This is a genomic window from Microcoleus sp. S13_C3, assembly GCF_036700905.1.
Lineage (GTDB): Bacteria > Cyanobacteriota > Cyanobacteriia > Cyanobacteriales > Microcoleaceae > Microcoleus.
This window is the reverse complement of record NZ_JAUBPT010000035.1, coordinates 25640-39629: the sequence shown is the minus strand read 5'-3', so window position 1 is coordinate 39629 and position 13990 is coordinate 25640. Positions and strand designations below refer to the sequence as shown.

8 protein-coding genes are annotated in these 13990 nt (G+C 46.6%); 3 read left to right on the top strand and 5 right to left on the bottom strand.

The features are described 5' to 3' along the window. Positions 1–95: 95 nt before the first annotated feature. The 4 genes from QUA16_RS12350 to QUA16_RS12335 all read right to left on the bottom strand — a co-directional run bounded on the left by QUA16_RS12350 (position 96) and on the right by QUA16_RS12335 (position 8224). Positions 96–5888 carry a PAS domain S-box protein gene (locus QUA16_RS12350; protein WP_333101937.1) on the bottom strand — a complete coding sequence of 1931 codons (5793 nt, stop codon included), beginning with the start codon at positions 5886–5888 and terminating at the stop codon, positions 96–98. A gap of 90 nt (positions 5889–5978) precedes the next feature. Further along, on the bottom strand, positions 5979–6482 hold the full coding sequence (locus tag QUA16_RS12345; protein WP_333101938.1) for a chemotaxis protein CheW: 504 nt from the start codon (positions 6480–6482) through the stop codon (positions 5979–5981). A 257-nt stretch (positions 6483–6739) separates the two neighbouring features. Next, positions 6740–7105 carry a response regulator gene (locus QUA16_RS12340; protein WP_333101939.1) on the bottom strand — a complete coding sequence of 122 codons (366 nt, stop codon included), beginning with the start codon at positions 7103–7105 and terminating at the stop codon, positions 6740–6742. Between the two features lie 927 nt (positions 7106–8032). Continuing rightward, complete coding sequence (locus QUA16_RS12335) at positions 8033–8224, bottom strand: hypothetical protein (protein ID WP_333181149.1); 192 nt, start codon at positions 8222–8224, stop codon at positions 8033–8035. 350 nt (positions 8225–8574) lie between these two features. Between QUA16_RS12335 and QUA16_RS12330 the strand changes: the two genes are divergently transcribed. Both QUA16_RS12330 and QUA16_RS12325 read left to right on the top strand, forming a co-directional pair. Then, positions 8575–9309 carry a phosphoadenylyl-sulfate reductase gene (locus QUA16_RS12330; RefSeq protein ID WP_333101941.1) on the top strand — a complete coding sequence of 245 codons (735 nt, stop codon included), beginning with the start codon at positions 8575–8577 and terminating at the stop codon, positions 9307–9309. A gap of 204 nt (positions 9310–9513) precedes the next feature. Beyond that, positions 9514–10491, top strand: coding sequence for a class II fructose-bisphosphate aldolase (locus QUA16_RS12325; protein WP_333101942.1), 978 nt, complete (start codon positions 9514–9516; stop codon positions 10489–10491). A gap of 178 nt (positions 10492–10669) precedes the next feature. On the opposite strand, the gene QUA16_RS12320 is transcribed toward QUA16_RS12325, so the two are convergent. Continuing rightward, positions 10670–11509 (bottom strand): Uma2 family endonuclease, encoded by an 840-nt coding sequence (locus QUA16_RS12320; protein WP_333101943.1) that lies wholly within the window; start codon positions 11507–11509, stop codon positions 10670–10672. A 243-nt stretch (positions 11510–11752) separates the two neighbouring features. Here QUA16_RS12320 and QUA16_RS12315 point away from each other — a divergent pair, with 243 nt between their 5' ends. Continuing rightward, positions 11753–13963: a Tex family protein gene (locus QUA16_RS12315; protein ID WP_333101944.1), complete on the top strand. Its 2211-nt coding sequence runs from the start codon at positions 11753–11755 to the stop codon at positions 13961–13963. Positions 13964–13990 lie beyond the last annotated feature (27 nt).

Genomic DNA, 13990 nt, shown 5'->3' with positions numbered 1-13990 from the left:
GTTATTAGTGATTCGTATAACTGTCAACTGTCAACTGTCAACTGTCAACTGTCAACTGTCAACTGTCAACTGTCAACTGTCAACTGTCAACTGAACTAACTGCGGAAATTCGCCACCGACTTTTGCAATTGGCCCAGAGAACCAGACAGCTCATCCAAAGATGCTTTGACATCCGCACCTTTTTGTGCGGTAGTATTCGCAATCTCGTTGACTTGCTGCATACTATTAGCAATTCCCTCAGCCGAAACAGTTTGCTTGGCAGATGCGCTAGTAATATTCTGTACCAAAGCATTCATTTCTCGACTAACTTCGATGATGGCATTGAGGTGAGTTTTAGCTTCGCTTGCCAGCTTAGTGCCTTCCACTACCTCCAGCGTCCCGGATTCCATTGCCTTCATCACGCGGCTGATTTCTTCTTGAATTGTACCGACAATTTCGGAGATTTCCTCCGTAGCGCCGGCGGATCTTTCTGCTAATTTCCGCACTTCTTCGGCAACAACTGCAAAGCCTAAACCTTGTTCGCCGGCTCGCGCCGCCTCAATAGTAGCATTCAGAGCTAATAAATTAGTTTGCGAAGCAAGTTGAGAAATCGAAGTCACAATTTTGCCAATTTGCTGTGAAGATTCGCCCAAACGCTTCATCATTTTCGAGGTAGAGGCGATCGTCAACCGGAGCCCGTTAATACCTTCGACAGCTCGATCGACAGCCATACCGCCGACTTCAGCCGTGTGAGAAGACTGCTGAGCCACTGTTTCGGCGCGCACCGAAACATCTCGCACGTCGCGGATCGAATTCACAATCCGCTCGATTTCGCGCATGATGGCAGATATTTTTGCTGCTTGAATTTCTGCCTGTTGGGTGAGTTGACTGGTATTGTTAATTGACTCGTCGGTGGCAGATGTTACCTGTTCGGCTAAAGTTTGAATTCCCGTTACCACTTTCCGCAGAGAACCGATTAAGAAGTTGAAAGAGTCGGCGACAGCACCTAAAACATCGTTAGTCACTTCCGCCCTGACTGTCAAGTCGCCTTGAGCCGCGCCTTTAATTTCTCCCAACAATTTAAGAACTTGCTGCGTCAGAGAATCAGCTTCAGCTTTACGTTCTGCTGCCAATTTTCCTAGTCGTTCTTCTGCCTCTTTGCGCTCGGTGATGTCAAAGCGAATGGCGATATATTTGACTATTTTGCCGCTGGTATCAAAGATGGGGGAGATCGTCGAATTAACCCAGTAAAACGAGCCATCTTTGCGTCGGTTTTTGATTTCCCCTTTCCACACCAAACCGCGAGAAAGTGTCACCCACATTTCTTCAAAAAATGATTGGGGATGGTAGCCGGAATTGACGAGGCGGTGGTTGCGGTGCAGGAGTTCTCCCATGCTGTAACCGGAGATTTCAATGAATCCGTCGTTGACGTAGGTAATCATGCCTTGGAGATCGGTCTCGCTGACGATCGCCGATTCGTCTAGGGCATTTTGCCGCGTTTTGAGTTCTTGCAGCAAGCGTTCCTGTGCCTCGGCCAACTGCTGCATTTGCTGCTGGGATGCTCTTTGTTCGGTGACGTTGCGGCAAACGACTACGCCGCCTTTAAGCGCCCCCGTTTCGTCTTTGAGTGGCCGACCGTTAATTTTCACCCACAGGCCCTCTGGCTTGCCTGCGTGGCGGGTAAAAAGGTCTACGTCGTCAACGGCTTCTCCTCGAACCGTGCGCGCTAAAGGTATTTCGGCTGGGGGATAGGGAGTTACCGTATCGGGCAAGAATAAACCGTATCTTGCTGACCATTCATTGGGAAGAGCATCTGTCGCACCCATGCCAAAAATATCTTCGGCGGCGGGGTTGAACAACACAAAATTGCCTTTTTCGTCGGCAGCAATTATGCCGTCGCCAATGCTGTTTATTAGCAGTTGCAAGAGATTGGTTTGCTGGCGAAATTGGTCTTCAGAACGGGCTAATTGGGCTGTTGTTTTTTCCAGTTGCACCATCGCCTGTTTGCTTTCGGTAATGTCGCGAGCCACTGCATATATAAACTTTTGTTCGGCTTCAGGTCGCGCTTTCCACGACAGCCACTTGTAGGAACCGTCTTTGCAGCGGTAGCGATTTTCAAAAGCGATTGTTTCGAGGCCGCTGGATAATTTGCCGGTTTCGGCTACGGTTTGTTCGCGATCGTCTGGATGGACGAAATTGAGAAAAGGTTGGCCTTCCAGTTCTTCTAGGGTGTAGCCGAGGCTTTTTACCCAAGCGGGATTGACGCGCTTGAATTTGCCTTCAAAATCTGCAATACAAAGCAAGTCGAGAGACAGGGTAAAAAATCGATCGCGCTCTACTTCTGCTTTTTTGCGATCGGTAATTTCGATCGCCACACCGCCGACACCGATGGGTTTGCCGTCATATCCGGGCAAAGGAAAATATGACGCCAGCCAATCTCGCATGACGCCCGGTTCGTTGAAGATTGAACCCGACACCTCAACGTTTAAAAACGGTTGGTTGGTGGCGAGAATCTTCTGCAGCATCGGCTGTAGGGTATCGAGCATTTCGGGTATAACTTCCCTCACAGTCTTGCCGAGGTGTTCGGCAACTGAGACGCCGGTGGTTTCCGCTAATTTCTCGTTAACTTGCACGAAGCGCAACTGCTCGTCAAAAATAAACATTGAGGCCGGGGCGGCTGCGAAAAATGCGTCAAAGCGGCTTTGACGCAAAACTAATTCTCGTTCTAGGGCTTTGCGATCGCTGATGTCGCGGCCTTCGGGAATTAGCAGCACGACTTTGCCGCTGTCGTCTACGATCGGCTTGAGGGAGAAGTCCACAGTTATCACAGCACCCCCAGCAACGAGCACGTCGGCTTCGTAGCGGACTACCTCGCCGGCGGCAGCTTTTGTGAGCGCTGCTTGCACTTTTTGCTTGGCTTCTGGAGAAATTTGCCACCACAAATTATCTACAAACTGCGTGCCTACGAAGTCTTCGCGCTCCATTCCGGCGACGGCGAGGGCTGTTTGGTTGACTTCCAAAACGGTTCCGTCTGGTTTTAGCAGCCCCACTAATTGGAACGATTGGTCAAAAATGGCTCGGAACAGTCTTTCGCGATCGCGCACCATCTCTTCTGCGCGTTTGCGATCGCTGATGTCGCGAGTAACTGTTGCGAACCCCATAGGCTCATCGGTTTCTGGGTGTTTGACTGTAAATAGGGTGAAGTCAACCGGAAAGTCTTCGCCGGTTTGAAAGTTCCTCAAGCGGAATTCACCCTGCCAAAAACCGTCTCGCACAGTAGCCGGCACGATTTCTTCTTTAAAAATCTTACCATCTTCTACTGAGAAGAAGTCATACATACTTTTGCTTTTGACTTCTTCAATATTTGGCAACCCTGCTAGTTTCATTCCCGCGACATTCAGGTATGTTGCCTCTCCCTCCATTGTTGCAGTGCCGATAAAATCTGAGCTGCTTTCTACGAGCGAAATCAATCTTTGCTTTTCGATTTCGGCTTGCTTGCGATCCGTAATGTCGTTGTTAGTTTCTAAAATTGCTTTCGGTTTACCCTGTTCATCTCGCTGCAAATTCCATCGACTGAATACGGTAATTTTGGTATCATAATTGGTAGTGTGAATTACTTCTCCTTCCCAATAATCCTGCTCTTCTAACTGTGCCGAAATAGTTGCTAAAGACTGGGGAAAAATGCTGTGCAATAGAGTATTGGTGGGTTTCCCTAATGCTTCATTTTTTGTCCAGCCGTACATCCGTTCGGCTCCCTGACTCCAATAATTAATCGTGCCGTCCATATCCCGAACGATCAAGCCATCGCTGGCAAGGTCGAGCATTTGCAAGTTCTGCTGCAAGGTTTCTTCTACGCGCTTGCGTTCTGTAATGTTGCGGGCGATCGTTGACAGAAATTCAATTTCTCCCTTCTCGGATTTGTGAGCAATAATTACTTGAGAAACTGGTATTTCTTTGCCGTCTAAAGTTTGCCAAATTGTTTCACCGCTCCACGCCCCGTCCCGGCAAGCTGCGGGGATGCCGACGTTGATAATAGTGTCGATACTTTTGGGCGATGTCAGGTCGGAAATGCTGACTCCGGCTAAATCTGCGTTTTCGCCAACTCTCAGCATTTCTCTGGCGGCGCGGTTGAGATAAATGGTGCGCTGTTGGGTGTCGGCTATGCCTACCCAGTCTGTTGTGGTTTCTAAAATTGCTTTGAACCGCAATAGTTCTTGTTCAGATTTGCGACGCTGTGTGATGTCGCGCGCCAAGCCGAGCATTCCTAAAATATTGCCTTCTGCATCCTTGAGGGGCAATTTCTGGGTGTCGAAGGTGTGTACTTTGCCGTCGGCTAAGGTGGCTAAGTCGTTGGAGGCCGACGCGAGGTGGTTGCCGGCCCGGAAGTTTTGGATTTGGTTCTCGGAATCGGTTTCGGGCTGGAAGTTGGCGAAGATTCGATCGACCGATATGCCGATTTCTGCGTCGTCTTTGCCGATAATTTCTGCTTGAGTTTTGCCGAAGGCGGCGGCGAAACCTGCATTGACTAGGGTGTAGCGCAAGTTTCGATCTTTGACAAAAATGCAGTCTGGCGTAGCGTCAATGACTGTTCGCAGCAAGTTTTGGGAACTTTCTATTTCTGCCAGTGTCTGCCGCATTTGTTCTTCCATTTCCACGCGATTGGTGATATCTCTAATCGCGCAAACGAGAAATTTCCTGCCCTCGGCATCTACAAAGGTACATTTTTTGGCGGAGAGAAAGCGGGTGTTTCCTGCTCGGTCTGTGATGGTTTTTTGGACTTCGGTGCTGGTATTTGTCACGAAAACTAATTCGTCTTTTTCTCGATATGTCTGTGCTTCCTGTTGGGACAAGAACAGGTCGTAGGATTTGCCAATTAGTTCTTCTCTGCTGTGATTTATGTATTGACAAAAGGCATTGTTTAATATTATCCAGCGGTGCTGTTGGTCTTTGACGTAAATCGGGTCTGGAATGCTGTTGAGGATGTTGTTTAAGAATAGTTCGGAGGCTTTTAATTGTTCTTGTACTGCGGTACGCTCGCGAATTTCCTGTTCCAATTGTGCGTTAGTTTGCAGGATCTGCTCGGTTCTTTCATTCACTCGCTGCTCTAGTTCTGCGGTTAGCTGCTGCAATGCAGCTTCTGCCTGTTTGCGCTGGGTAATGTCGCGACCTTCGGCGAGGATTTGAAATACTTCTCCTGTTTCATTTAACAGCGGCTTAAACGACACGTCCATTACTGTCACATGGTTGTTGAAGCCGGTGATTTCGTATTCTTCCCGGACAAACTTGCCGGCCGAGACTTGTTGAATGTTCGTTTTTAGGCGCTGCTGGTTGGTTGGAGATGATGCCCACCCTGGTGTCAGCCAAAATTTCAGCCCCAGGACTTCTGATGTTTGGAAATCGCCCACTTCTAGCGCTGTCTGATTTGCTTCGATCAGAGTACCGTCTGGCTCCAATAATGCGAACACTTGAAAAGCTTGGTCGAAGATTGCGTGAAATCGCTGGTTAGTTTCGCTCAGTGCTTGTTCTGTTTCTTTTTTAGAGTTAAGGATTTGGGTGGAACCTACTAAGAAGGTGTAGCGGTTGGACAAACTCAAAAAAGCGATCGCCGCAATTACAGTTATCCAATCGAACACTGTTTGCGCCACCGGAGAGTGTGGCAGTCCTAGGTATTCGGCTGCGTGGCCGCTATGGCCGAAAGCGCAGGTCCAAAATATGCAGGCTGTGACTGTGGCGAAGATGTCGAACCCGAATTGACGGTTTCGCCACAAAGCTAAGCTGATTAGCCAGGCGATGGAAAAGTAACACCCAGAAATGATGACATTAGCAGCCCCAGCTACCACTGATGAGGACAAGTCAGGCAATGTCAGGGTGAAAGTCGTTGCGATCGAGGTATAGAGAATTTTGATCATAAAATTAAGGATGGGCAAATCGGATGCGGGCGATCGTTAGTTAATATTATTGATGCAAAGCCGTTGCAGACTTATCTTTATTGTTGATTTTTACCAGCGTTCGGAATGGGCGATCGCTTCTACATCGACAATCATTAGCAAGCGTCCTTCGGAATTGTACAGACCTTTTAAGAAGGGAGCTAGGTCGGGACTGACATCTAGTGCTGAGACAATGCGATCGGGATTGAGAGGTAAAACTCCTTCGACGCGGGAAACGGCTAATCCCAGGCGCATTTTCGATAACAATCTCACGTCTCGTGGATCGGGCGCTTCTACCACTAAGATGCGGCTCTTTGGGTGGTAGGTGTCAACTGACTCAATACCGACAAACAGTCCGAAGTCTGCTGCTGCTAAGATTTCGCCCCGCAAGTTGGTTAATCCCAGCAAAAATGGCTGGGTATTGGGAACCAGGGAAATCGGTTGTTCCTTGAGGCAAAGGACTTCCCGCACTGCCTCTAATTCTATGCCGAACAGACTGCCTCCTTGACCGAACAGGAGAAATTGCTTTGTTGCACTTGTCTGATGCCCCCCAGCGGGGGGAGCCGTTATTTTCATGGCTGATTTTTAGTTCCTAGTGTACCTTACAAATTAGAGTTTTGCTTTGACCCTAAAGCCGATCGCCGATCGAGTTTTTCAGCATCAGTTTGGGTGACTCAAAAGTTTCCGTTAAATAAATCTGGGCTGCGGCAAATAAGCAGGTTTCTATCATTAAAGATAAACTTTTATGGGATTCCAAAACCCAGTTTATTAAAAATAACGGGGTTTGTCGGTATAATGTTTTTTGGGAAGTGGTCGATCGCTTTATATTCAGTTTACGCTGAAAGCAAGCGCTGCACTATGTGGACGAGTTGCTGAGGTTCAAAAGGTTTGCTGACGTAAGCGTCGGCTCCTAAATCAGTTCCCCAAGCTTTATCGATCTCGGTGTTTTTATGAGTACAAAATACTACGGGCAATTTTGCAGTTGCCCGATCGCCCCGCAATTCTCTGATCACTTCAAACCCGTTCATTCGCGGCATCACTACATCTAAAACTACCAAAGCTGGAAGGGTTTTGCGGATCATGGCGATCGCCTCTTCGCCGTCGCCTGCCCGGATCACATCCAATCCCGCATCTTGAAGAATACGGCAGATGATTTCTAGTTCGCTCTTTACGTCGTCCACTACTAAAATTTTGGACATGATTCCACACTTCCTTGCTGTTATTGACAGCGGACTATGTTTATTCAGAAGCTGACGCGATCGGCGGCGATGGGACTATACCGCTTTGCGGACAAATTAATGTACTTCTAAATACAATATAGCCGATCGTATGGCTGAAGGTTAGCTGTCAGCGATAAAAAGCGATAAAAATTTACTTTACTAACGGAATCGCTCTCAATAAATTAATCGGCAATTAGTAATTGATTATTGGTAATTCGCTGTTTGAAAACCAACCTATCTTAGTATGGCAATCCTTACAGGAGTCGTAAATTTTTACCCTACCCCCACCCTCCCCGAACCCGCTTGATCGGGAGTAAGAAATTTACCAATAATTTAGGAGTGCCATATAAGGATATATTGGAAAAACCAGCCGCATCTTCTACGTTTACTAGCTTGGCTTTCAATGATTTAGTTTGAGCAGGTGCCTAACTGGTGCTAGACAAATTATTTATTCAGCGCCATAAGACGCAATTAAAAAGTACCTATAGCGGTGCTAATCCTGGGAAGCCCCAAGGTTATTTTCAGGCAAAATACAGCACCAACTCGCCGAATAAACGCTATTGTTTTATTAATTAAACAGCTTAATATTTAGGATGAAAGCAATAATATTTAAAGCTTTTTGTTGTGGATCATTTATAATGGTGGGTAAATTCATATCAATTCCGGTAGCATCGAAATAGTAAAATACCGTCAACAGTCAATCGATTTTAGATTTTAGATTTTAGATTTTAGATTTTAGATTGTCATCAGTCAACAGTCAACAGTCAACAGTCAACAGTCAACCATCACGGATGGTGCAACCGGAATCGATCTAATTCATCTGCGTTTATCTGTGTTTATCTGCCTGTATATGCGGTCAAAAAAAGATAATTTATTCACCGCCCCGGACAAGAGATTGACGCAGATTCACGCAGATGAAAAGAATAGAGATAGAAATAATTCTGATGCTAACAGATTTGATATCAATGGGCCGCGCGACAGTCCCATTTTACCCAGTAGAGGAGTTTTGGGTTCACCAAAACTGCTACCAGTGGGCGATCGCCATCCTTGAGCTTGATTGTGGGCCCAGCCGAAAAGACTGCTGCAAGATGCGGTCAATCGATTTTAGATTTTAGAATAGAAGAAAGCGCTCCCACTGGTAAATCCGGGGGCTGGTGATGAGCAGTCGGAGCTTTTTTCTCGCTTCACGGATGAATCCGGCGGCCCCGGACGACATTGCTTGATTGTCAAATTAGTCGGTGAGAGAGAGACGGCGATGGGAGCATCTCAATGAAAGCAACCCTCCGCTAGAAATAGGATTCAGGAGTCAGGAGTCAGGAGCCAGGAGAAAAGAGGAAGAAGGAAGAAGGAAGGAGCCAGAAGAAGTGTTTTTACAAATATGAGATGCTCCCGACGGCGATCGGCTATAATAAAGGGCTAGAGGAAAAGAACACCGAAAACCCGAAAATATGGTTGCCATCCAAAGAAATCTCAACATTGCCGCCCTAGAAGCAGAATACAGTCAAAAAACACCGCGAGAAATTCTCAAATTTGCCCTAGAAAATTTTGACAACATCTCAATTTCTTTCAGCGGTGCAGAAGATGTAGTTCTGATCGATATTGCCTCAAAAATTACCAAAAATTTCCGCGTTTTCACCCTAGACACCGGACGACTGCACTCAGAAACCTATCAGTTTTTGGATCAAGTCAGAAAACATTACGGCATTAAATTAGAAGTAATGTTTCCCGATGCAGCCGAAGTACAAGCCCTAGTAGAAGAAAAGGGATTGTTTAGTTTTTATCAAGACGGTCACAAAGAATGCTGTGGCGTGCGGAAAGTCAAGCCGCTGCGCCGCAAACTGAATACTCTCGATGCTTGGATTACTGGTCAGCGGAAAGACCAAAGTCCCAGTACCCGCAACGGTATTCCGGTCATTGAAGTTGATACTGCATTCTCCACTCCTGACCATGAATTAATTAAATTCAACCCCTTAGCAAACTGGTCTTCGGCAGAGGTTTGGGAATACATTCGCGCTTTGGATGTGCCTTACAACAAGTTGCACGAACGTGGTTTTGTAAGTATTGGTTGCGAACCTTGTACGAAGCCGGTATTGCCGAACCAACACGAACGCGAAGGTCGCTGGTGGTGGGAAGAAGCGACCGTAAAAGAATGCGGTTTGCACGCTGGTAACGCACAAACATAGGAAATCACTCAAGGAGTAAGGTGCGCTAGGAGCACCAAACAAATAGTAGGGTGCGCTAGGCGCACCTTACCGAAGAATAAATGCACTTCACATAAATCGTCGCCGAAGAATTCGCAATTAAAATAAACAAAAATTACGCTGAGCTGGCCCTCGAACTTTGATAGAATGATCGACATTCAGAAAAGTTTTTAAAGTAGGTACTATATGCTCGCATCAACTAGCGAATTGCTGAACACGGCCTTGAGAAATGGTTATGCGATCGGCGCTTTTAACGTCTACAACCTCGAAGGAGTAAAAGCGGTCATCAATGCGGCCGAAGCGCTGCACAGTCCTGCTATACTGCAAATTCACCCCAGCGCCCTCCAATACGGACAATCGCCTTTAGTCGCGCTGTGCATCAAAGCGGCCGGCAAATCTTTAATGCCGATCGCAGTACACTTAGATCACAGCACCTCAGAAAAAGACATTCACCTCGCCCTAGCCGACGGCATCAAATCAATTATGGCAGACGGTTCTTTTTTGCCCTACGAACAAAACTTAATATTTAGCCGGGAAATGACTAAATTAGCCCACGCTAACGGTGCGGCCGTTGAAGCAGAAATCGGCAGAATTAGTGGCAGGGAAGAAGGTTTGACAATCGATGAGAAAGCCGCAAGGATGACCGATCCCGTAGCAGCAGTAGAGTTTATCAAAGAAACTAAGGTGGATTTTTTAGCCGTAACAATTGGTAACGTTCACGGCAAATATTTCAGCGAACCGAAACTCGATTTTCCGCGTCTGGCAAAAATCCGGGCTGCTGTTTCAGTGCCCTTAGTGATGCACGGTGCTAGCGGTTTGCCGGGGTCAATGATTCATGAATGTATTAAATTCGGAGTATCGAAATTTAATGTGAATACAGAAGTTCGCGAAGCTTATATGGACGTGTTAAAAAGTAGCATTTCTTTGTCTGATCCGGATTTGTTGGAAATAATGGAAAAAGCTATCAATGCCATGCGATGGGTCATTTCTGACAAACTGCAACTTTTCGGTTCTGTCGGTAAAGCTTATTTGCATCACTCTCTCGACGCGGATGACTTGACCGCAAAGAGTACCAGCAACAAACAAACAAGCGGCAACCAATCAAGTTGCGATCAAATCTTAAAGCCTGTGCGTAGTGAGGCCTTCAGTCTTATGTTGAAGTAAAAACAAACTACAGTCCTGACTGCGAACCAGTTTTTATATCATGTCCGATCGAGTTACCGCGATTAAAAGGGCGGGTTTTTGAGATTGTCAATTATTGGTAGATATTTTTCGTAAACCCGCCCCTACCGTATTAGGGGTAATCGACCGGACATACTATTAGTCAGGACTTCCGTCTTCTCTAACCATTTAAAAATCGATCGGGATCGATGCCAGATTCCCGCAGCCGCCGAATTAAAGACTGCAATTGAGCTTCCGCTGACTCAGCCCGCTGCCGTTGCTGTTCCGCTTCAGTCAGAATCCAATTGCCATCAACATCATACCAGCGCAACCACAGTCGATCGATTCCCTGAAACTCTCCTTGCCACAAACCCAAGCCCAAACTTAGGTCAGGAATCCACACTCGCGACTCGGGCAATTCTAATTCTTGATAGTGTCCGCCCTTCAATTCAAAGACTCGCAATTTGTTAGTATAGCGACTGAAAACGGCATAAATAGGAACCCGCAAAATTTGCTCGTAAACCTCCCATTTTCTAGGCGGTTCCTCCTTCGTCTCCGGCTGCAAAACTTGCCCGTTACCGGCAGCGTTTCCCGACTGATGTGGCAACTTTTCCTCATCGGTATTGTCGCCTAAATCTTCTTTTTCTGTTCCCGGCGAAAGCAGTTCTACAATTACAAAAGGGTTCACACCTTCCTGCCAAGTAACATAACTCATCCGCAGTTCGGAGCGATCGTAAAGTCGGGGAACTCCCACAACTCCAAACCAATCCGGCCGCTTGTGCCACAGAGTGTGATGCACGTCATAATAAAGGTTCATGTCGGTGCCGCTAAATATCTCAGAAGCCGGATAATTCCGAGGTCGAAACGTCAGGCTCAACAACTGCGGCTGCAAATCGTGAAATTCGTCAGGCAAGCCTGGTTCCTCCGGGTCTTCGCTAGGTAAATCGTACATCGTCGGCAGCGTTTCTCTGGGCGATCGCGGCGGATCGGTTTGTGGCACAGGATATTTAAAAGGCAACATATAATATTGAGAAATGACTGCATTTATGCTAACATCACGGGAGCATCCCAATGAGAGCTTTCACAGGAGTGCAAACCGGAGAGCTAGCAGCGAGATATATCGGCTTTGCTGTGCCCGACGATCTAACTCCTAGAAAACGATTTTAACAAAATCGGGATGATCCCTTTTCTTCCTCTCTTCTGTGAAGTTAATCTAAAATCTAAAATCTAAAATCTAAAATTGACTGTTCCGAAATTCTGCACTATGATCGACATTCCTCAACTGATTGCTCAAGAACTTTCCATTAATCTGTCTCAAGTCAATAATGCTCTGGAACTTTTCGCCGAGGGAGCAACTATTCCGTTTATTGCCCGCTACCGCAAAGAACGCACGGATTTGCTGAATGAAATTCAGTTGCGGGATATCTCCGATCGCTTCACCTATTTGACGGAAATTGAAGAACGCAAAAAGTCGATTTTAGAGACGATTAGCTCTCAGGGAAAACTCACAGAAGAACTGCAAGCTAAAATCGAATCGTGTTTGCAAAAAAATGAACTAGAAGACCTTTATCTGCCTTACAAACCCAAGCGGCGGACGCGAGCGACTATTGCTAGGGAAAAAGGTTTAGAACCGCTGGCAGAATTTATCAAGTCTCTGAACTTACCGACGGCTAAACCAGCAGACTTTGAGGCGGAAGCAGCTAAATATATTTCGGAAGAAAAGGGAGTGAAAACAGCAGAAGAATCTCTTAAAGGTGCTGCGGATATTTTGGCGGAAGCGGTTTCGGAAAAAGCTGACTTGCGGGCTTATTTGCGAGAATTTTTGATGAAAACAGGAGTTTTTGTCTCGAAAATTAAAGAGGATTTCCCTGAAGGAAGCACTAAATTTGAAATGTACCGCAATTACCAAGTTGCAGCGAGAAGCGTTCAGTCGCACAATATGTTAGCGCTGTTTCGCGGGGAAACGGAAGGGGTTTTAGATTTGGAACTGGCTTTTGATGAATCCGCAGTGATGGCTTATTTGGAAGGTCAGGAAATTAGAACTAGGATACCGGAAGTTAAAGAGTTTTATCGATCGACTTTGAAGGATGCCTTCAACCGACTGATGAAGACTTCGTTAATTACAGAAGTACGATCGCACAACAAAGCCGTCGCTGATATCGAGTCCATCGCCACTTTTGAAACCAACCTGCGCGAGTTGCTGCTGTCTGCGCCGGCGGGAATGAAACCGACACTGGCGATCGATCCGGGATTTCGCACGGGGTGCAAAGTTTCCGCCCTCGATGAAACCGGGCAATTTTTAGAATATCAAGCAATTTTCCCCCACCAAGCGGCCGCTCAGCGACAACAAGCGGGTAAAATTGTCAAGCATTTAATTGAAAAATATAAAATTGAATTAATCGCGATCGGCAACGGTACAGCTTCCCGCGAAACAGACGAATTTGTTTCGGAAGTTTTGGCCCAAATGGAAAGAAAACCGATTAAAGTCATGGTGAATGAATCCGGTGCATCGATTTATTCAGCAAGCGATGTGGCGATCGCCGAATTTCCAGATCTGGACATCACCGTCCGCGGCGCAGTCAGCATCGGACGGCGCTTGCAAGACCCCCTCGCCGAACTCGTGAAAATCGACCCGAAATCAATAGGAGTCGGTCAATACCAGCACGATGTTGACCAAAAACTGCTCAAAAAGAAACTCGACGAAACAGTCGAAAGCTGCGTTAATTATGTCGGAGTTGACTTAAACACAGCCTCCAAAGAACTGCTTACCTTTGTGTCAGGAATGACGGCAACAGTTGCCAAAAATATCGTTAATTACCGCAACGAAAACGGCGCATTTAAAAATCGCCGTCAACTCCTGAAAGTTCCCAAACTCGGCCCAAAAGCTTTTGAACAAGCAGCGGGGTTTCTCCGCATTCGCGGCGGCGAAAACCCCCTGGACAATACCGCAGTTCATCCCGAAAGTTATCCTGTAGTGCAAGCGATCGCCAAGGATTTAGACTTGCCGCTGACAGAAATAACACAAATATCGGAAAAAATCAAGACTTTAAATATTAAGAAATATGTCACAGAGAAAGTCGGAGAACCAACACTCCGAGACATTATTTCCGAACTAGAAAAACCCGGAAGAGACCCGCGAGCCGAGTTTAAATATGCCACTTTCCAAGCAGGAATCAAAGAAATATCCGATTTGCAAGTTGGGATGGAATTAGAAGGCATAATCACGAATGTAGCTAACTTTGGAGCCTTTGTTGATGTGGGAGTGCACCAAGATGGTTTGGTTCATATTTCTCAATTAGCCGATCGATTCGTGGAAGATCCGAAACAGATTGTTAAAGTCGGACAAGTTGTGAAAGTGCGGGTTTTGGAGGTGAATGAGAAGTTAAAGCGGGTTAGTTTGACAATGAAGCTGCAAGAAAAACCGCAACCGCAAAATGGCAATAGCGCGAGGCTTCCGGCCCCGCGCCGACGTTAAAACTTTGGGGAAAGGTGAAAAAGGGCG